Here is a 21,135-nt window from a genome sequence, read left to right on the forward strand (position 1 = left end):
CCATTTATAGCGTTGTGAGAGGGGAGTGATCATTTTGAATACTTCTAAACAAATGATGTCTCATAATTCCAATGATCGTTTTAGTAAACTTGGAATTTATAGCGTCCAAAGTGTCTTTATTATTCTGTTCTTGCTGTTAACCCCTGTCTACTATTTGAACAAATGGGACTTTAAACGTCACAAAAAGCGGAATCCTTTCTACACCAGTAAATTGGTTCGATTGCAAGAGCGTTATCCGATTTTCTACGAATTGGCCATGTACGTTCAAAATTTCCCTATTCCTCGTAATGTCTACAAAGTTTTACCCCCTTTAAAGGGCGATGTTCTTCAGGTGGGCTGTGGTACAGGTTTATTGAACAAGTATCTTCGCAAGCAGAAGGATGTTCGTTTTCTCAACATGGATCCGAATATAAATGCTCTAAAACTTGGAAAGAAGTGGGGAAGATTTAATTCTTATATCCATGCTTTCATTGATAAGCCGACTTCTTTACCTGATCATAGCTGCGATATGATTTTGTTTGCAAGAAGCTTTCATCACATTCGCTATCACAAAAAAGCCTTCATAGAGAGCTGCAGACTGCTACGTGACGGTGGATCTATCATTATTGCGGACCCGGTTGTTCTCAAGTCTCTTTCAGGTTCTGTAACGGACGGTGGTTATATGGCGAACTCTTCGATTGATGGTGTAATTTGGAGATTTACCAAAGAAACATTAGTTACTCACATAGAGCGCTGTCTTCCTCCTGAATTAAAGATTGAATCAGTAACCGAAACGAGACAAGTGCATGTAACGAATTATAATTTATTTGTACCTCAGACAGATATCGTAGTGGTACTGCGAAAAAGGGAGGCTGTATACAATGACAACTAAATTTATTTATGGTGTTTGAAATCTGCAGCATGATTCAATGTTTATCCGTTGCTCAGCCAGAAACATGTCTTGCGGATAATATAGCTAAAGGTACCTCTCCACAGAGGTGCCTTTTTTTGTTTATGATAACGTTCAGCCACTAAATAATGATTTTGAAATATAACAACTAGTATGAACAACATCGCCGGTAAAACCAAACAATAGCCCAGTTCATCTATCGCCTGGCTGCAACGTTTGTCGTGTCAAGGGAAGATGAGTTGCACGGGAATGACGGCGTTCTTAGGAGAATAGATATCATCCATTTGTTCACGTAACAGCTTTACGGCTGTTCGTGCCATTTCCTGTTCATCCTGCTGCACATAAGCTACGCCTGAAAGATGTGGATTATCAAAAGATAGCAAATCGATATTTGAGTGAACGTTCAGAAGACTGATAGCGGCGGATGTAAGGCGTGCTGTTTCTTCAGTCAAGGAGAAGGCTGCCGAAATTCCACTGTGGTTCTGCAAGAAGTTGCTTACATAGTCCAATGCTTGCTCGCTGCGTAGAATGTCGAGAGGGATGTGACACCACAAGCTCTTGTCAATCGAGATGCCTTGATCTGTGTACGCCTGCTCGAAGCCGAGCGTGCGATCCTCGACGGCTGTATTGGCATTTTCAGGTGAGATGAGCGCAATCTGCTGATGACTCTTGGATAACAAATGGGATACAGCTTTATACGCACCGCCGTAATTGTCGGATGTAATGGTATACGTCTCAATGTTGCGCAGATAGCGGTCGATGAACACACACGGGAATTTATCGAGTGACAAACGCAGTAATGATTCGTTATACTTCTCATCTTCTGTTGGAAAAACGATCAGCCCCTTCACACCGAGCTCCGTTAGTGTACGAATGACGTTTGATTCGATAGAGGAGGACTCGCGCGTGATGCTTAGTACCATGCTGAGGCCGGCTTCTTGTAGGAAGTGTTCCGTGTAGTCAACGAGCTTCTGAATGACACGGGTTCTCATCGTCGGAATGATGAAGCCGATGAGCGGCATGAAGGACGCGCTGCGTGGGGATGGCGAGAAATTGATGCTAGAAACAACAAGACTAGAAGAGACGAATGAGCCTTTGCCTTGTACGCGTATAATTAATCCTTCGTCAGCTAGTAGGGTTAGGGCGTTCCTGACGGTTATTTTACTTACTCTGAATTCGTCCATTAGTTCTTGTTCAGAAGAAATGCGGTCCGTTGGCCGAAGCTGCCCTGATTTAATTTTCTGTATAATATTTTCTCGAATTTGTTTGTAGAGCGCCAGCTTTTTCAAAGAGTAGCATCTCCCCATAAACTTTATGATTTTATAATCAATTGGTTATATAAAGCTTATTTCATATATATTATAATACGGCATGTAAAGCGCTTACAATATGGAATCTGAGAAATTGTTGCGAAGGGGTCTTTTCTTTGAAAGGTTAGAATTATGTTAAGGATGGTGGTACCAAGATGGATTGTAACCGCTTAAATTAACAGAACTAACTAGTCAGCCGACTTTTCAAATGCATAACAAAAAAGAGAGGATGACGAACAAATGAAAAAACGCAGTGCTTTAATCTCCATCGTTACACTCCTTATTATGTCACTTGTTTTTACTGCATGTGGTAATCCTTCTGGTTCAAAAACGGAAACACAGCAATTAGGCGCTAATGCCGGTGAGAATGCAACAGAATTATCATTTTGGACATTCGCAGATTTGCACGGCAAGCATTTGGATAAAATGCTGGGGTTATGGAACCAACAGAACCCAGACAAACAGATTAAGTTGAATGTAACGGTTATGCCTTACGATGATATGCACAACAAGCTCTTATTGGCAGTTACAAGCGGAAAAGGTGCTCCTGATATCGCGGATATTGAGCTTGGTCAATTCCCTAAATTCTTGGAAGGTGACAACGTTCCCCTGGAATCTTTGAATGATGTATTTGCACCATACAAAGACGTTGTTGTTCCTTCACGTGTCGAGATTTACTCCAAAGCGGATCAGGTTTATGGCTTTGATTATCACGTAGGTGCTACGCTTGCTTTCTACAACACTGAAATTCTCGAACAAGCAGGTGTTGACTACAAGACAATCAAAACGTGGGAAGATTACAAACAAGCAGGTATCAAGGTTTACGAAAAGACTGGCAAGTACTTAGGTACGGCTGATACATCAGCTTCGTGGCAAGCATCGCTGCTACTAGCTCAGCAAAATGCTGATTTTACAGATGAAAATGGTAATCCAAAAGTGAACTCGCCTGAAATGATTAAAGCGTATGAAATGTTAGTCGATCTGCAGAAGAACAATGTTATTCATACGATCCCTGGCGGACAACCCGACACAGAAGAAGCAAAAGGCGAATATAACAAAGGCAACTACGCAAGTGCATTGATGCCTGAGTGGTACATGTCCCGCTTTGTAAACGAAATGAAGGACCTTAAAGGTAAGTATGCAATAGCTCCATTGCCTGTATTTGAAGAAGGTAATCCTCGTTCCGTTGGCTTAGGCGGTACTGGCACAGTTGTTACTAAGAATGGTAAAGACGTTCAGTTGGCAAAAGAATTTGTAGCCTTTGCTAAGCTTTCGAAAGAAGCTACTACTGAAATCTGGAATACACTTGGATTTGACCCAATCAACATGGAAGTATGGAAAGATGATGCAGTTACGAAAAACCCTGAAAATGAATACGTCCAATACTTTAAAACAAATGCATTTGATACTTTGAATGAAATCAAGGACGAAATTAGAGCGATTAAGTCCGTTAAAGCTTCACCAACCATCGGCAATATATTCAATACGGTTACTTTGAATGCTATCTTTGAAGATGGCCAAGACGTGAAGGAAGCGTTGAATGAAGCACAAGCAGCAATTGAACAAGAATTGAAATAAATATAACAAGTAAATGATTTGATTAAACCTGTCGGCAGGTATAGTGGTCGGCAGGTTTAACCATAGTCAAGGGAGATTGAGAATATGATAAAGAAATTTGTATACTCTCAAAAAGTTGCACCTTATGTTTTTGTATTGCCATTTATACTCATATTTTTGATATTCTGGTTTTTCCCGCTTGTAAATTCATTCGTAATGAGCTTTCAAGATAGGATGTTGGGACAAGATCCTAAATGGATTGGTGAAGCAAATTATTCGAAATTACTTACTGATAAAGTGTTTTTGACATCTATTAAAAATAGCATTGTGTACATGTTAGGAACCTTAGTGCTGTTGATTCCTTTTCCCATGTTATTCGCCGTTATGATCAACAGTAAGTTAATGATGGGAAGAGAGTTTTTTAAATCTTCGTTCTTTCTCCCTGCATTGACATCTGTCGCAGTTGCGGGTACCATTTTCCGCCTTACATTCGGTGAGATGGAAGGTTCATTAATGAACAGTTTCCTAGGTCTATTTGGTGTAGAGCCTATTAAATTTTTGAAAGACGGAAATTGGAGTATGGCAGCACTGTTAATCCTCGCATGTTGGAGATGGACAGGTGTTAATATGCTTTACTATCTATCGGGTTTGAAAAGCATTGACAATGAATATTATGAGGCTGCTTCAATTGACGGTGCATCTGCTTGGCAGAAGTTTAGAACGATCACAATGCCATTATTGAAGCCGACCACGGTATATGTTACGACAATAAGTGTTTATGCAGGTTTAGCAATGTTTACCGAGAGCCTGATGATGTTCAACGGTAACAAATCACCCCAAAATATTGGCTTAACCATTGTTGGATATTTGTATAGACAAGGGATTGAGCAGAATAAGCTGGGTTACGCAGCTGCAGTTGGTATCGTTCTGTTAGTCATTGCTATGGTTATCAATTTAACGCAGTTGAAATTTAGTGGAATGTTCAAAAAGGAGGAGGATTAAAGTGGGCAGAAGTCAGACGAGGAGTGATTTCAGCTCTAGAATAGTAATTATTTGTTTATTCATTATACTATTCGTTATAATTATGATCCCATTCTACGCAGTGGCCCTATCATCCTTTAAACCAGGTGAATCATTAGTTAGATATGGTCTTAACCTAAGTTTGGATTTTGAAATCATGAGTTTTGATAATTTCATCTTTCTGTTTACTGGAGAACATGATTATTTTGTGTGGTTTTGGAACAGTATGATTTTAACAATCGTTCAAGTGGTTTTAACACTTTTTGTAAGCGCATTTGTTGCATATGGTTTTGCAACATATCCTTTTAAAGGTAAGAACTTCCTCTTTATATGTGTTTTGCTCATTATGATGGTGCCTTTCGAAATACTGCTGGTTCCTTTGTACAGCCTAATTAATGATTTGGGAATGGTGAATAGCTATTCGGCAATCATTCTGCCCGGTATAGCCAATGCCGCGACAATATTTTTCTTCAGGCAATATCTACGAAGCATACCCAAAGAGATTATTCAATCTGGGCGGGTTGATGGCGCAAACGAGTATGCGATTTATTTCAGACTAATTATGCCGATTATGAAGCCATCGTTTGCAGCAATGGCCATATTGAATGGTATGAATAGCTGGAATAATCTATTGTGGCCATTCATGGTGTTGGGAGATCAGAGTAAATATACACTTCCAATCGGTTTGAAAACGTTGTTAACTCCTTATGGCAATAACTATGACCTATTGATCGTGGGCTCCTTCTTCTCCATCATTCCAATTTTCATACTGTTCATTGCTTTTCAGAAATATTTCATAGACGGTATGACTGCAGGCGCTGTTAAAGGGTAATCTATATTATGATGAAACAGGTGATACGATGGAAATCCAACAACGAGCGTCACACGACATTCAACCATTAATTGAACAGAGAGCTGATCCTTTTATTTACAGACATTCGGATGGTTATTATTACTTCGTAGCATCCGTTCCGGAGTATGATCGGATTGAAATCCGTAGAGCCCAGAACCTTGAGGAGCTTGTTACATCAACTCCTCTAGTGATCTGGAGAAAGCGCGAGACTGGTATCCTTAGTGCCAATATTTGGGCACCCGAACTGCATTTTATTGATGACAAATGGTACGTGTATTTCGCTGCCGCACACACGACAGAAACGAATGAAGGCTTGTTCGACCATCGGATGTACGTGCTAGAGAATGAAAATGACAACCCGCTCGAAGGCAGTTGGATGGAAAGAGGGCCGGTTCGTACCGAATGGGAAAGCTTCGCCCTCGATGCCACTACCTTTGAGCATAATGGCAGCCGTTATTATGTATGGGCACAAAAGGATCCGAACATCGGAGGTAACTCTAATCTGTATATATCTAAAATGAGCAATCCGTGGACGCTGACTGGGTCGCAAACGATGATTTCGATGCCGGAATATGACTGGGAAATCATTGGTTATAAAGTGAACGAAGGCGCGGCTTTTCTTCGCAAGGGTAATCGGGTATTCCTCTCTTACTCGGCTAGCGCCACCGATTTCAATTATTGCATGGGCCTACTTGAAGCCGATGCGGATGCTGATTTGCTCGATGCCACCTCATGGCGCAAGTCGCAAACAGCGGTTCTCTCGACAGATGAGAGCATCTCAATGTATGGTCCCGGTCATAATTCCTTCACGGTGTCAGAGGACGACGAAGAGACGCTATTTGTGTTTCACGCAAGAACGTACAAGAACATTATAGGAGATCCGCTGTACGATCCGAATCGCCATACATTTGTGACAGCGCTTTTGTGGACGGCTGACGGCAGACCCGATTTCCGCAGCTCTGTTGAAGCACTTGCACGTTCTTTTCAATGAACGAGTGTCACAACAAGGTTGGTTGATGGATTTGAGTTCGTTTATCCAACTTGCCAAAGAGAGACAGTAAGAACATCGAAGGCACCCTACTGTGTGCCTTCAATTTCGCTCTAATGATAATACGCCGAACCGTATCATAAGGGCAGGATAGTTTAACAAATAAGTCGAAGAGTTGAGTGGGACTAACCTTGCTTAAAGAGGAAAGAGATAACGTTAAATTATAAAAATGTTGTTCACGGAATGCTTAGGCTATTGCTGATATTAAATACTTTATACATAAAAGAGCTAAATGAACTATGGAAAGAAGAGGGCGAGGTTCCGCCACACGTTGCATTTGGCAATATACTGAATCCGTATTTAATCAACCTACTTAAATTAACCATGAATTAACCAAAAGTGAGGAAAAAATACTTGTGATAATTTTGGGGTTTATCGAACACTCTATTGTCGAGGGACAAGAACATATTCCCATTGAAGTCGCTATTTTAGCGGCTTCTTTATGGTTGTTCACCATGAATGCCACAATCAAATCAACCGGCGATTCGGTTATCAATTCAAACTGAGTGTATATATCGTATACGGCCCGCTTCTAGCTGGCATGACGAATACGTAGCTGAGCATATGAACCGTGGCGATATCGTGGTTGATATGGATAAATTGTTCGCCGCTGTCTCTTTGCTGCCTGACGGGTTGCTATCAAATGTTAGGGCAGTACATAAATAATTAAGACCAGGTATGGCAAGTGCAGAAGCGCTTGGGTGATTGGCGGGTATGCTGAGAAGCGCATGCACGAACGACTTGGGTGCCGAACTGATCTTCTGTGACGTCAGCCGGGAAGAGTGCTATAACTGCCTGAGTGTAGATGAATGGCGTGGATACATTGACAAATTGTTTGGCAATATCAAAAATAAAATACTTACCCTCAAAATACTGTTTTCTCACTAAAAAATCTAAAGTAGATTATATAAAACATTGTAATCACTTAGTATTATTAAATCGATATAAATTAGGTGAATTTATTTTAGGAGAGAAAGATGAGAGAACAGTTGGGTAAAATTATATTTGATCCAGAAGAGTTAAAAGAAGAGTTTTCAACTATGTTTTCTTGGTGCGTTGATAACGATATTGATTTAGAAATTGGTTCAGTTAGTAGCATTGACACTCATAGTTCGAAAGATTCGGAAGAGTTTATACTAGCCGAATTTTTAAATAGAGAAGATTTTGATGATGATTTCATCTTTACAGATGATACTATGGTGAGTATTGTCGAGGGACAAGAACATATTCCCATTGAAGTCGCTATTTTAGCGGCTTTTATATGTAATCGGTACAAGTTCTTGTCCCAAGCTAAGGACAAGAACTTGTACCGATTACCGATATAGATGGGCAAGCATATCAGTACGACAAAAATGGTAACTTATTAGACGATGGCAAGCGCACCTACATTTATGACGCACTAGATCAATTAATCGAAGTGAAAGATCAAGCCGGTCAGAGGATTATTCAATACGATTATGATGATAAGGGACGACGTATCCAGTCCTTTAGCCAGTCTGGAACAATAAATTATTTCTACGATGGCGATGAAGTGATTTATGAAACAGATGGAAGTAACCATGTACTTCGAGAGTATATTTGGGATGACAGTGGTAGTCCGGTTGCAATGATTAAAAATGGACATACTTACTACTATCACTTAAACGGTCATGGTGATGTTGTAGCTTTAACTGATGAAGACGGACAAGAAGTAGCAAAGTATGAATATGATGCATGGGGGAATGTGTTAAGCCAGAGCGGTACGCTTGCAAAAGAGAACCCCTATCGGTATGCTAGTTATAAATATGATACTGAAACAGGATTCTATTATTTATTAAGTCGATATTATAATCCTCAGCATGGAAATTTCATAACTCTAGATCTTGAACAGGATATGGATTTAGAAATTCCATTAAACCGAAATGGATATAGTTACTCGCTAAATAATCCGGTTTCGTTAGTAGATGATGATGGAAATTTCCCTTTTATCCCCATTATTATTATAGTGATTGTAAGAGTCGTAGCAAAAGAAGTAGTAAAAACTGCAGTCAAAAAGGTTGCCCAAAAAGCAGCGACTAAGGCAATAAAAAAAGCCACAACCAAAACGTATCAAACTTACACTAAAACTCATCCTAAAACGGGTAAGGTTTATACAGGGCGAACAAGTGGAAGAAAAACACCTTTGGAAAACGTTACAGCAAGGGATAGGTTTCACCATATGAACAAACAAGGATATGGTCGTGCATTCATAGATAAGTCTTCAAGTAACAAAAATGCAATACGTGGAAGAGAACAGCAAATGATCATTAAAAATGCCGAGCCAAATCTGAAAAGGGCACTTCTGGTAATGCGTATAATGGAATTGCTCCAAAAAATAAGAAGTACAGTAAGTATATTAAAGCCGCAACGAAGGAGTTTGGAAAACCGTGAAAAATACGAGACGTAAACGAATAAAATTGGGTGATATCTACGCTATACCTCTGCCTAACGGTAAGTTTGCCTTTGGGAGAAGGCTTAAAGATGCCAGTATTGCAATCTATAATGTGATAAGTGACACGATAGAAGAGATACCTCAAGAAGAGGAATACCAATTTATCGTGGGTGTATATGATGATGTACTGAAATCAGGCGATTGGCCGGTCGTTGAGAATCGTCCGTTCCCGGATGAAGAAGAGGCGTGGCCCCCACCTGCCTGTATCATTGATAGGATATCAGGAGGGTATGAAATATATCATTTGGGAGAGATTAGACCTTCTACTCACGAAGAATGTGAAGGGTTAGAGATGGCGGCTGCTTGGGAAGCTCATCATATTGTTGATAGAATAATGGGAGATGATAAGTGGCACCGAGACCCGACTAGATAGTGTAGAGTTTATCACCTATAGTTCCAGAGATCACTCTGATGAAAATAAAGCTAATGATCGTTTCCCGACAAGGGCGATCCTTAGCTTTATTTAGTATATGGATGAAGCATTAGCAGTTTTAATTGGTGCTGGAGATTACACAAAATTTAAGAAAATCAAGTAGAAGAATGAATTGAATTTTTTAACAAAAAACAAAACTAAACTTGTCGAGGGACAAGAACATAGTCCGATTGCCGATTAGGTGAGCATCAAAAAAAACGATGTGATTTAAGACTCAACAGGCAGCATATTGTAGCACAGTTATCAATTTTTTTATGGAAAAAACAGCTCGATAGAAATAAAAATGGGCGGGTACGTATTAAAAAAGCGAAATATTGGCACTAGAACTAGCCGCTGAGTACAAGAACTTGTACCGATTACCCGAATTAGACAAGAACATGTTCTCATTGCCGATTAAGCGTTTATCTAATCGTTATTTTGCCTGTTAATCCATTAAACTAACAGGCAGATTAGTTTAATTATAAAGGCCAAACTCTTGTCCCTGTTTAGGGAGAGAGTTTGGTCCCTTTACTTTATTAAACTGTCGATTATGCATAATGGCCTGATGTATGTCGATCCAGACGGCAGACATACTATTGTTTACTTCATAATCTTCAAGCTGGGCTTCTCTAAGCTGTTCATGAATGTTACAAACATAGTAATACGATAACATATGAATCAGATCATATTCAGGTTTGTAATGAGGGCGATACTCTTCAATTTAACCAAACTCCCTTGTAACTTGTAGGAAAGAAAGCCTGCTTGACACCAACAATCCCCTTCGCCAAAAATATAATTATTTGGCCCACTTCAGGCACCCTTGTCGCTTCACATATTACTTCTGCTGGTAATCACTTACTCTGTCTTTAACCGGCTAATCTCTTGGGGGTGGAAGTCCATGGAACTGGTGCAAGTTAGGACCTTTGCCATGTAGAAACTCCGTTCTCTTCTTAATCTTCTTTCATCACCAGTTTTACCACAAAATCTAAGGAAAGCTGTTCTCAACCCGATCTTATCGCTAAGTCATAGTTCCTGTTGACTAGTTGGCCGTCTAAATTGCTCAGGAAACTTTATTTTTTCTTAGCGACTCCTCCTTTCAGACCCATTCAACTCTCTTTGATCATTGGCTCCGACCTCTAAAGACATATAATACATCAGGTTAACGTTGTTGGAAAAGTGTGCTAGCCTTAACTAAAACTAAAAGATATAGAAAGGAGTTGAATGCATGGAGAAATGTTCGCTTCCTTTAGCGAATTCCCCAATTAAGTATTTACAGCTTCATGCCTATAGGCTATCTATTATTCTTCATCATGAGGAAAGCTGGCCGTGGTTCTATTCCAACTTTATTCAACTGGTAGGACGACAAGGGGAAAATCCGACTGAATACCGTATAGACTTTCTTACTCCATCGGAGGATTTCCATACTGCGTTTCCATGGCTAGACTATTGTCCCTTGATCAAGGATGTGTTCCTAGGGAAATTAGGATGCGATATCCATGAGTTATTGCAAGCCTCACTACAGGAGCAGTTTTATATTTATACCTTAGTAGATGAATACTACATTCCCCATCGGCGTTCCTACCAGCAACAGCATTTCCATCACGATGTCCTGATCAAGGGCTATGACCTCACAGATAGAACCTATACAATTGTTGGCTATGACGAAAATATGATATACCGGGAGACCAAAGTACGATTTGAGCAGATGGCGCAGGCGATGAAGAGCGTAGATGCACCAATAACCCAGATCTACAAGAAGGGGATTCACTATGAACTGGACATGGAAGCGATTCAGAACGCTTTAACTGATTATCTTGACTCCTACAATTCTACTAAACGATTACGTTCCTTTATTAATCCATTGTCTGATCAGTATGATTTCGGCATTGGAGTTTATCATGGGTTTCTGGATCATTTGGATAGGGTCAGAGAGGACAAGCTCTACTATGACATTCGGTTGACTCACCTGCTAATGGAGCATAAGCAGTGCATGTCAATGCGTTTGGAATACTTGAATGGGCAACATCGGCTGAACCATGCCGATGAACTGCTGAACAAGCCCCGTGAGATGGTCGATCTCGCGATGCGGTTACGCCATGCTTATCTCAAAATCTCGCTTGGTACAAACAAAGAGGCTATCGAGAGGGTTCGCTCGCTCTCCGTGAATCTAAAGGAAGTCGATGAAGCTTTAACCGAAAATATACTTAAAAATCTAGTTATATAAAGGCTATTGTAAATTTGTGGAGGGGGTGAGCACTGGTGATCCGACTTGAAATTTATACACAAGACTACAATAAAGTCACAACGACTGTTGAGCATTACAATGCAGAAGAAATCAATAGCAAAATCAATGAGCGTCAGACTCAGACGATTGTAATTGGCGACGTCATTATCGATCCACGCAATATTTTAAAGGTTGTTCCTGTCCGTTCGGAAGAAAACGGGTAAAAACGATAAGGAAAGGGACTAAAGCATGCGAATACTTGGGTTAAGCGGGGGATTGGACAAGATCTGGGACGATGAGCCTAGCAATTTTAATTGGAGCAAGGTTCGTGAGAATGCTGCTGCTGTGCTAGTTGAGGATGGCAGGGTGCGCTTTGCTATCGAGGAGGAGCGACTCAACCGCATCCCTGGCACGAATAAGAGGCCTGTGCTTGCGATTCAGAAATGTTTGAATGAAGCCGGCTTGACGCTAGCTGACATCGATGGAGTTGCAGTCTATGGCGAGGAGAAGTTTTATAATCATTTAATTCAGAAAAGTTATCTGCATGATCCAAATCGCTATCCCCTTTATGGAACCATGCGACAGCTTATTCAGTAGTATCTTAACGAGGAATGTGGCTACGAAATAAATGAAAGCGCAATATTCTTCGTAAAGCATCAGTATTCACATGCGATGAGCGCTTGGGCCTGTTCCGGTTATGAACGAGCACTTGTGTTATCGCTTGACAAGGCAGAAGATGGGTTTTCCGGACTTGTAGCCAAGGGGAGCGAGGGAAAGCTAGAGCGGCTTCATACTTTTCATGATGTTGATTCAATGGTTGGTCTCTGTCATCAGGTTGGCGAAATCATGAACCCCCCAATTGGAAGTCTGACGGAGCTCTCGCACATCGCGATGAAGGGACGTGCAGCCCCTTACCGTGCCTTCTTTCAGGCCTGTTATGAATTGTTGCCTGATGGCGCCTACAAATTGCGGTTTGACCCCAATGGACTAATAGAAGGTCTGCGATTAGAGGGCCATTCAGGAGGGATCGAACAACGATGTAATCTGGCGGCTGCACTACAGGAAGTCTTAGAGGCGATCGTGTTTCATATCGTCCGGTATTTCCAGGAAGAGACGGGAATGGATACATTGTGCGTGGGAGGAGAGTTTGCCGGCAATGTAGCTCTCAACTCGAAGCTACTGGATTCGGGCCTGTTCACCGCTGTTTTTGTTCAACCGATCACACATGATGCAGGCGCAGCACTGGGCGCTGCTCTGGCACAGTTTTCCATGGAAAATAGCGAGGAAAAGACACGGCCCGAAATGGAGCATGTCTACTGGGGAACTGCAATAGAGATGCAAGACCAGATTAAGGAGCAGACTGCGCATTGGAGGGAATGGACAACGATCAGACAAGAGTTAGGAATGAGCATTGCGGAGCAGGTAGCAGACTTGCTAGCGCATCGTCATTCGGTTGGGTGGATGCAGGAGAGTGCTGAATTCGGCACATGTTCTCTTGGCAACCGATCAACACACGCGGTTGGATATTCTCAGCCCATGATAGATGGGAAACCAATAACAGGTCAAATATGTCAAGGTGCAATAGAGCGTTACGAGTGGTATGAATATTATAAAGGTCGCATGTCAGAACATCTTTTTTTTATACTAAATGAAGAAGTAGAGATAAGCATCAAACTAACCCAAAGTAACAAAAGGGTTGAAGATTTAGATATAGAAGAGAGAAGGACAATTCAAGAAAATAGAGAAAAAACTCAAAAACTATTAAGTAATACTTATTCCGATGTCGAGGGACAAGAATATGGTCCCATTAAAGTCGCTATTTTAGCGGCTTTTTTGTTTTATCGGTACAAGTTCTTGTCCCGAGCCAAGGACAAGAACTTGTACCGATTACCGAAATGGACAAGAACACCGTCCTATTGCCGATTAGGTGTATATCTAAGTAAAAAGTACATTCAGGTAAGGCTTTATTGGCACAAATACACATTATACAATCCGATCAGAATTATACAATCACATAAAAGATAATCAAATAATCATCTCTCATTTTTCCGAGAGAGCAGGGATTAATTCAGGAACTCTCAGTAGAATTATGAACGGGGTTATTCAGGTTCCTGTTCGGACCTTAGATCAGATTACTGAAGCTATACCTTTAGAGACGGATTTTCTTACTTAGTATGTGGAATTTGTTTCTACGGTGTGTCGTCCATATAGGTGCTTATTATAACTTTTTTTGGACTCTGTGACAAAATAATGAATAAAAAGGAAACTATTTTCCTTTTTGGGTGTCTATATATGTGAGGGAAATCCTCAAAACTGGTTATAAGGAGCGTGAATGTTATTGAAATATAAGAAGACTTGGTTAATTGCGGGTACGTTTGGCCTAAGCTTCAGCTTAATGGGCAACGTGTCAGGAGACCAACTCGGGGCAGGAAAAGAAATCCAAATCCAGGCCTAGCAGCATTCAGTTCTATAATACACTCCCAGGTACGTCGGACAACGAGAAAGAAAAAGCCATCATTGAACATGCAGATGCTATCGAACTGGTATCTAAGCAATTGCATACAGATGGTATCAATCTTGAAGAGGAAATGTTATGACGAAATATTAAAAAATAGGAGGTTTTTTATTATGTTAAAGGCGAAAAAGGTCTTTTTGCCAGTATTAATGATTTTGTCTATTTTCTGTTTAAGTTTATCTCCAAATTTGAGTGTTACAGCACAAGCGGATAACAGCCAAGATTTTGCTGTAGTTATAGGTAATGAAGCCAAGGAATTGATCGATGCAACGCTACATGGAGTAGAAGCAGGTGAAATTGAGAATATCGCCCCTGTCTCTGCTTTTGATTTGGAAAAATCGAGTGTGTACACGGTTGGCGGTGGAGTTACGGTTGTTACAGTTCCTTTGCATGGGGATTACAGCCTTCCTAGTAACGTAACAGTATTCTTCGATGAGGATAATACCGTATTGCAGACAAATGAAATGCTGGTGACCAAGAATGAGGCAGGAAACTTCCGAGTTGAGACGTATTTGAATGGATCAGTTGTTAAATCCGTGGACACTGACAGACCTTATATCACAGATGAAGAAATGCTTGCAGAAGAGCCAGTTAACTCTGGAGTGCAACCAAATAGTGTAGGCGCAGTGGCAGGTTGTCTTGGAGCAGTACTTGGAATTGGTGGTACGGCGGCTTATATTATTGCGGTCGCGTGTGGGGGTTCGTGTGCAGTACCGACACCTGTGACTGCTCCGATATGTGCTGCATGTATTGGTGCATATGCACTTCTTGGTGGTGGTGCTATCGCTGGGGCAGTAGCTTGTTTCAATTACCTGTGAGGTGATTTGATGAACAAGATTTTAGCGATCTCGGTTTTGGGGATGGGTTTAACTGGTGCTGTTTTAATCATCTCAGTTGCTCTGTTGTTTAACTCTCCAATAGGCAATGTGTTGAAGATGGTTACCGCTGCTTCAGCAGCATCGTTTATTGTATTTGCTGTCTCGGCTTTGGTATTTCGTCGGCGATTAGATGCTGAAAAAAGAGAGTAATATATTTATACTTCCTCACTTTAGGACGAATGATTCCCAGTAGCAATCCTAACAAATGTTTCTTACTCAAGAAAAAAAGCATCTCCTCCAGGAGATGCTTTTTTTCTGCTTATCTTCAGGAAATAATGAAATATATCTCCTCCAACATGCATTCTCCCCTACAAACACCCATGCCAGAAAATAGAATCTTCTGTTTTATAATATATAGAGTTTATTTCTATTGAGCTGTGTCCAGCCCTAACCTCAAATTTTCAGCAGCCCTCACCGGCAAGCCGGTTAACTTTACCATTTCCGATATGGGACGTTTTGTGGGTCGATGGCCAGTCGGTAACGACAATGACATTTGATAAGAGGCGTGAACTTCTTCAGACGGTGTTAAACCCATCTGAGACAATATCCATAACACCTTTATATGATGACGGCCTCCAGCTCTTCTTAGGAGTAAAACAACAGGGGTTAGAGGGCATAGTTCAATACAACAGTGATGCACCATATTTTTTAAATGTAAGACCAAAAGATGTAATTACAAAAATAAAGGCATATCAATATGTAACTTGCCAGGTCTCAGCAACTCGAAAAGGAGCATTTGGCTGGGGGCTACAATTGAATGGCAAACACGTAGGGATACTTGAATTCCCACCACATAAAGACATACTGTCTAAGTTTCATTCTCAAGCCAAGAGGCTTGTAAGAAATGAGAATAAGGATTGGATTTATCTTGAGCCAGTTGTAAGCTGCCAAGTTCGATTTCAGTGCTTTACCAAAGATGGTAAACTAAGATCACCAATAATAGAGAAACTAGTTGATTTGACTGTAGCATAACGAGGTGCGGAGTCTGGGAGAATAACAATTCCCCACCTGGACCTATAACGAATTTTAAAGTGAGGTGTATTCGTATTTGCGGCAGATTTACAATTATTGATCCTATTGATAGCATAATGGAACGATACCTGGCTTCAGACACTAAAGGTTTTGACTATCGTCCAAATTATAACGCTGCCCCTATGCAGTTTATCCCGTCAATCATTGCAACCAGTAATGGTAATCGCTTAGGTTCACTCCGATGGGGCTTGGTACCTTCATTGGCTAAAGATGACAAAATCGGAGCTAAGATGATAAATGCACGTGCTGAGACGCTAAACGAGAAACCTTCATTTAGGCGGCTGGTCAGTACTAAGAGGTGCATTATTCCCTGTTCAGGTTTTTATGAGTGGAAAAAGGAGGACTCCGGAAAGCAGCCAATGCGAATCTTAATGAGAGATGGCTCTATATTCTCCCTTGCCGGTCTGTTTGACACTTGGTTGGATCCGGACGGAAAGAAATTATCAACGTGCACCATTATCACAACGGAGTTTAAACACGACGAGTCAAACGGCTTACAATAATGATCATGAATTCAAAGTAGAAATGAACAAGAAACACTCTACTACTGACGATTTAGTAGAAATCAAAGAGGATAAATTCAGCATTGGCTTAAACCCAGTAGCGGAAACAAATCCGGTAAAAACCACGCAAAGCCTATCTAGTACAAAGCCTGCAGGGATTGTTAAGAATAATGTAATGACGTATAAGGGGCTTTATCCCGATACTGATTTAATCTATACCCTAGGAAACGATAGACTCAAAGAAGAGCTTAAACTTAGCAAAAAGCCGACAGGCAAAAAGTCAGTGATTTACTCCTTTGCCTTAACCCTAGGTAATCTGGATTACCGCCAGAAACAGGATGGCTCCGTTTCCTTGATTAACCCATCTAATGGCCATATTGAATATATCATCGATAAACCGTTGATGTATGACTCTTTTATACCCGAAGGCTATCAGCAAGCAGAGGGAGTTAATGCTTACCCTGAAGAATCTCTTTCCTACGATATTCACTATGAATTGAAAGAGAAAAATGGACAGTTATACATTGACGTGATTCCCAGTCTCGCATGGCTTAATGATGCGTCACGTGTATACCCAGTCACCATCGATCCGACTATTGTTAAATTTCAACCGACATACCGCTTAGCGGATACCAATATACGTAGTGCTTTTCCCAAACAAACTGGAGCAACCGACACGACACTAGGTGTAGGTCTATATAAAGACGCTACTAGCTCTAATGTCATCCGTTCTCTCATTCAGTTTGACACATCGACGATCCCACAGGGGGCAAAGGTTTTAACGGCTGACTTGAACCTCTGGTTAGCGTCCGTTTCAAATAATACTAATGTAGATATCACACTAAATAGTGTCAATAAAGCATGGACGGAATACTCTGCGTATACACCTTCAGCGGGCGAATATCTGACACTAAAAAAGGTGAAAAGTAGCGCAGGGGCAACGACTGGTTATGAGTTAACGGACAAACATGGATACCTGATGCATTTTGATACGGTTTCCAATGATGATCAAGTAAGCATCACTCAAGCCAAACTCAGTTATGAACAAGATATGCATGGAAACCGAATTACGTATAAAAGGAATGGGAACGGAGCACTAACTGGTATAGAGGACCCATCAGGACGTACCATTACATTTGAATATACTTCAGATGGGTTAGTTGATTATCCCATGCTAGAAGGGCGTAAAACGGATTATACGTACCAAAATGGAAAGTTAGTCACTGTAGATCAGTATAGTGAGGATGGTACTTACAGTCGAACTCAGTTTAGTTATGGCGGCAATTACATTAAAACCATCTTTGACCCGAATAATCGATTAACCACTTATACCTATGATCAAGAGTACTTGGTTAAAGTGCAGGAACCTTCAACGGTTTCGGTTACAGATGCAAGTGATCGGCCGGCAACCCAGTACAAATATGACACCACTGCTCGTACAGCAGACATAACAAATGCAAATGGCCATACGACAAACTATACGCTGAACTCTAACTTCGTGGCAGAGAAAATCCAAAATGCCAAAGGTGAGATTACCCAGTATGTCCTAGATGCAAACTACAATGTCAAGAAAGTAACCAATCCAGATGGAACTGTTGCTGAGCAGACATATGATAGTAAAGGTAATGTTCTGACTCAAACCGATGAGGTCGGAAATGTTACGACATACGAGTACAATGGCCTGAACCATGTTGTCAAAGAAATTGACCCTAGACAAAATATTACCAATTACTCGTATACCGCAGCTGGTGATTTGGAAACCATCGTGGATGCCAAGCAAAAGGTTACGCGTTATGAATATGACACCTATGGTAACTTAAAAAAGACGACGTATCCAGACCAATCGATTGAAACGTACAGTTACGAGGATAAAGGTAACAATATCAAATCGGTAATAGATGCAGCAGGAAACACAACAACAGTGACAACAGATACTATTGGGAATATGATCGCAAATACCGACGGAAATAACAATCGTACCGATTACCATTATGATAAGTTAAATCGTCTGAAAGCTGTAATTGATCCGAAGCGAAAAGAGACAACTTATGAGTATGATACAGCCGGAAACTTGACTAAAACGATTAATCCAAAACAGGCTGTAGTTCAGTATGAGTACAATGGGCAAAATCAGTTAACGAAAAAGACAGATGCCATTGGCAATGTGACCGATAACAAATATGATTCAAATGGCAACATAATTGAGACCACGACTCCTAATGGGAACACAATATCTACGACATTCACGGCTTTAGATCAACTCAAAACTATAAGTATAGACGGGCAACAAAAGTGGGCTTATGAATATAATGAAAATGGTTTACTTGTCAATGTAAACAATGGTGCTCGTTCCTTTACGTATAAGTCTGATGGGTTACCTGAAACAGAGGTAGATAGAGGACATCAAAAGTCGTATATCTATAATGCGAATAGTGGACTTCAGGAGCTCTCATATGCAACTGGTGGACATTCGTCTACTGTAAGTTATGATTACACCGAGTTAGATCAAGTCAAAAGCATTAGCAAAGATAATCAAAACCTCATTTCATATCAGTACAATGATATGGCTGCAATGGAACAAGCCGATCGAGCAAACGGAATTTTAACCAAGGCTGACTACGATACTGGGGAACAGTTGCGCACTTACGGTGATTACTCTAGCACAGGAAGTGTAATTCGCGAGTACGACTACACGTATGACTCTAATGAGAATGTAAAAACAATTCATTCGGAATTAGGTGATACAACCTATGAGTACGATGCGCTTAACCAACTCGAACAAGAAACTCTACCTGATGGGACGACGATTAAATACAGGTATGACGATGTAGGTAATCGGACACAAAAAGTAGTTGTCACAAATGGGCAAGAGCAAACCACTGTATACGAGCATAATAACGCTAACCAATTAACTACTGTTAATGGACAAGATTATCTGTATGACAATAATGGAAACCTATTAAATGATGGTAAACAAACGTATATATATGATGCACTGGATCAATTAATTGAAGTGCAAGATCAATCTGGTCAGAAAATACAACACTATAGTTATGATGAGAACGGAAGACGTATTCAGTCCACTGGTCAGTCCGGAACAGTGAATTTCTTCTACGATGGCGATGAAGTCATCTATGAAACGGACGAAAATAATAAAACACTTCGAGAGTACACATGGGATGATAGTGGAAGTCCGGTAGCAATGACTAAAGATGGATTGACCTATTATTACCATTTGAATGGTCATGGAGATGTTGTCAGTTTAACAGATCAGGCTGGTAACGAAGTAGCACAGTATGAATATGACGCATGGGGGAATATTGTAAATCAGAGTGGCTCGCTTGCGGATGAAAACCCATACCGTTATGCTAGTTATAGATACAATGCAGAAACTGGATTGTATTACCTGATATCAAGAAACTACAATCCGCAGCTTGGTTCCTTTATCTCGTTGGACTCCGAACAAGATTTGGATCTAGATAACCCGCTGAATCGAAATGGATACAGCTACGGTCTAAATAATCCAGTTGTATATGTAGATGATGATGGAAATAACCCTTTTATAATTTATTTCGTTATTTTCGTTGTTAAAGTTGTCGTTAAGGAAGTAGTCAAAACAGGAGTCAAGAAGACTGCGAAAAAAGCTACAGTAAAAGCAATAAAAAAGGGAACATCATCTGCAGCAGCAAAGAAGACGGGGAGGTCAGGAAAACAAGCTAGACTCAAAGAAATAGCAAATGATGCTAAGGTTTCAACTTCATTACGAGGAGAAATCAAACGTGATCTAAATGAAATTAAAAGAAAAAAACGCAAAAATGTAAGAGTCCCTCAGGGATACCAAATGCAGCACAAAAGTGGTTTCGAGGCAAGAAAGGGTTACGGTTACGAACACAGTGTTTTAAATATTACAAAAAACCATAAGACACAACATAGATACGATAATAATGGAAAAATAAGATAAAACATCATTAGGAGGAAATATGAATCAGAAAGAATTTGAATCAGTCATCAATCTTCCTGCAAATATTCGTTATGAATACTTCATCAAAAAAGTAGTGGATTCAGAAGAAGTGTGGGGGCTTTATGAGAATGGTTGGTCAGTTACTGAAGATGATAAAGGTAATAAATTACTTCCATTTTGGCCTAAGAAAGAATTCGCGGAATACTGTGCAACTGATGGTTGGGAAATTTACTCAAGTAAAAGTATGGATTTGTACGAGTTCATAGAAGAGTTTCTACCCAATTTAAAAAAAGAGGGTTTTAAACCTTCAATATTCTTAAATAATGCTGATTCTGCTGTATTAGAAGTCGATATACTAATTGAGGATTTAAAGACAGAACTTGAAAAATACTAAAAGGATTGATAATGGCCGTTCCCAGAACATTAACCGATCGGGGACGGTCGAATGAAATGAATTATTTTG

General features: G+C 40.4%; 18 protein-coding genes and 1 pseudogene. 17 read left to right on the forward strand and 2 right to left on the reverse strand.

Annotated features, from left to right (window positions below; genetic code table 11):
* The first annotated feature begins 34 nt into the window (after positions 1–34).
* Positions 35–871 carry a class I SAM-dependent methyltransferase gene (locus C0Q44_RS18300; RefSeq protein ID WP_105408704.1) on the forward strand — a complete coding sequence of 279 codons (837 nt, stop codon included), beginning with the start codon at positions 35–37 and terminating at the stop codon, positions 869–871.
* A gap of 242 nt (positions 872–1,113) precedes the next feature.
* Here the strand turns inward: C0Q44_RS18300 and C0Q44_RS18305 are convergent, their stop codons facing one another.
* On the reverse strand, positions 1,114–2,178 hold the full coding sequence (locus C0Q44_RS18305; protein WP_105408705.1) for a GntR family transcriptional regulator: 1,065 nt from the start codon (positions 2,176–2,178) through the stop codon (positions 1,114–1,116).
* A gap of 261 nt (positions 2,179–2,439) precedes the next feature.
* Between C0Q44_RS18305 and C0Q44_RS18310 the strand changes: the two genes are divergently transcribed.
* From C0Q44_RS18310 to C0Q44_RS18325, 4 genes are all read left to right on the forward strand, one after another.
* Positions 2,440–3,777: an ABC transporter substrate-binding protein gene (locus tag C0Q44_RS18310; RefSeq protein WP_105408706.1), complete on the forward strand. Its 1,338-nt coding sequence runs from the start codon at positions 2,440–2,442 to the stop codon at positions 3,775–3,777.
* A gap of 84 nt (positions 3,778–3,861) precedes the next feature.
* The gene (locus tag C0Q44_RS18315) at positions 3,862–4,758 is read left to right on the forward strand and encodes a carbohydrate ABC transporter permease (RefSeq protein WP_105408707.1); all 897 of its coding nucleotides are present in this window, start codon (positions 3,862–3,864) and stop codon (positions 4,756–4,758) included.
* 40 nt (positions 4,759–4,798) lie between these two features.
* Positions 4,799–5,608, forward strand: coding sequence for a carbohydrate ABC transporter permease (locus tag C0Q44_RS18320; protein WP_374955128.1), 810 nt, complete (start codon positions 4,799–4,801; stop codon positions 5,606–5,608).
* 28 nt (positions 5,609–5,636) lie between these two features.
* Positions 5,637–6,620: a glycoside hydrolase family 43 protein gene (locus C0Q44_RS18325; RefSeq protein ID WP_105408709.1), complete on the forward strand. Its 984-nt coding sequence runs from the start codon at positions 5,637–5,639 to the stop codon at positions 6,618–6,620.
* A gap of 723 nt (positions 6,621–7,343) precedes the next feature.
* On the opposite strand, the gene C0Q44_RS30280 is transcribed toward C0Q44_RS18325, so the two are convergent.
* Positions 7,344–7,562: a hypothetical protein gene (locus C0Q44_RS30280; protein WP_181151068.1), complete on the reverse strand. Its 219-nt coding sequence runs from the start codon at positions 7,560–7,562 to the stop codon at positions 7,344–7,346.
* 92 nt (positions 7,563–7,654) lie between these two features.
* Between C0Q44_RS30280 and C0Q44_RS18330 the strand changes: the two genes are divergently transcribed.
* The 12 genes and pseudogenes from C0Q44_RS18330 to C0Q44_RS18390 all read left to right on the forward strand — a co-directional run bounded on the left by C0Q44_RS18330 (position 7,655) and on the right by C0Q44_RS18390 (position 21,066).
* The gene (locus C0Q44_RS18330; protein ID WP_105408710.1) at positions 7,655–8,002 is read left to right on the forward strand and encodes a hypothetical protein; all 348 of its coding nucleotides are present in this window, start codon (positions 7,655–7,657) and stop codon (positions 8,000–8,002) included.
* A complete protein-coding gene (locus tag C0Q44_RS30510) occupies positions 7,999–9,102 on the forward strand; it encodes an RHS repeat domain-containing protein (protein ID WP_483874454.1) in 1,104 nt (367 codons plus the stop codon). Before C0Q44_RS18330 ends, C0Q44_RS30510 begins: the two co-directional genes overlap by 4 nt.
* Entirely contained in the window at positions 9,083–9,520 is a 438-nt protein-coding gene (locus C0Q44_RS18340; RefSeq protein WP_105408712.1) for an Imm26 family immunity protein, read from the forward strand. The genes C0Q44_RS30510 and C0Q44_RS18340 overlap by 20 nt, the downstream gene beginning before the upstream one ends.
* Positions 9,521–10,784: 1,264 nt before the next feature.
* Positions 10,785–11,783 carry a cysteine peptidase family C39 domain-containing protein gene (locus tag C0Q44_RS18345; protein ID WP_105408713.1) on the forward strand — a complete coding sequence of 333 codons (999 nt, stop codon included), beginning with the start codon at positions 10,785–10,787 and terminating at the stop codon, positions 11,781–11,783.
* A 35-nt stretch (positions 11,784–11,818) separates the two neighbouring features.
* Complete coding sequence (locus C0Q44_RS18350) at positions 11,819–12,007, forward strand: hypothetical protein (RefSeq protein ID WP_105408714.1); 189 nt, start codon at positions 11,819–11,821, stop codon at positions 12,005–12,007.
* A 121-nt stretch (positions 12,008–12,128) separates the two neighbouring features.
* Positions 12,129–13,808 (forward strand): annotated as a pseudogene (locus C0Q44_RS18360) (carbamoyltransferase N-terminal domain-containing protein).
* Between the two features lie 603 nt (positions 13,809–14,411).
* On the forward strand, positions 14,412–15,116 hold the full coding sequence (locus tag C0Q44_RS30515; RefSeq protein WP_219845190.1) for a hypothetical protein: 705 nt from the start codon (positions 14,412–14,414) through the stop codon (positions 15,114–15,116).
* A 9-nt stretch (positions 15,117–15,125) separates the two neighbouring features.
* Positions 15,126–15,326: a hypothetical protein gene (locus C0Q44_RS18370; RefSeq protein ID WP_105408717.1), complete on the forward strand. Its 201-nt coding sequence runs from the start codon at positions 15,126–15,128 to the stop codon at positions 15,324–15,326.
* A 225-nt stretch (positions 15,327–15,551) separates the two neighbouring features.
* Positions 15,552–16,148 carry an ATP-dependent DNA ligase gene (locus C0Q44_RS18375; RefSeq protein ID WP_258166477.1) on the forward strand — a complete coding sequence of 199 codons (597 nt, stop codon included), beginning with the start codon at positions 15,552–15,554 and terminating at the stop codon, positions 16,146–16,148.
* Positions 16,149–16,264: 116 nt separating this feature from the next.
* Positions 16,265–16,711, forward strand: coding sequence for an SOS response-associated peptidase (locus tag C0Q44_RS18380; protein ID WP_258166427.1), 447 nt, complete (start codon positions 16,265–16,267; stop codon positions 16,709–16,711).
* Positions 16,617–20,672 carry a polymorphic toxin type 8 domain-containing protein gene (locus C0Q44_RS18385; protein ID WP_181151071.1) on the forward strand — a complete coding sequence of 1,352 codons (4,056 nt, stop codon included), beginning with the start codon at positions 16,617–16,619 and terminating at the stop codon, positions 20,670–20,672. The genes C0Q44_RS18380 and C0Q44_RS18385 overlap by 95 nt, the downstream gene beginning before the upstream one ends.
* Positions 20,673–20,691: 19 nt before the next feature.
* A complete protein-coding gene (locus tag C0Q44_RS18390) occupies positions 20,692–21,066 on the forward strand; it encodes a DUF2750 domain-containing protein (protein WP_105408720.1) in 375 nt (124 codons plus the stop codon).
* Positions 21,067–21,135: the final 69 nt, after the last annotated feature.

This window comes from Paenibacillus sp. PCH8 (genome assembly GCF_002968835.1).
Taxonomy (GTDB): domain Bacteria; phylum Bacillota; class Bacilli; order Paenibacillales; family Paenibacillaceae; genus Paenibacillus.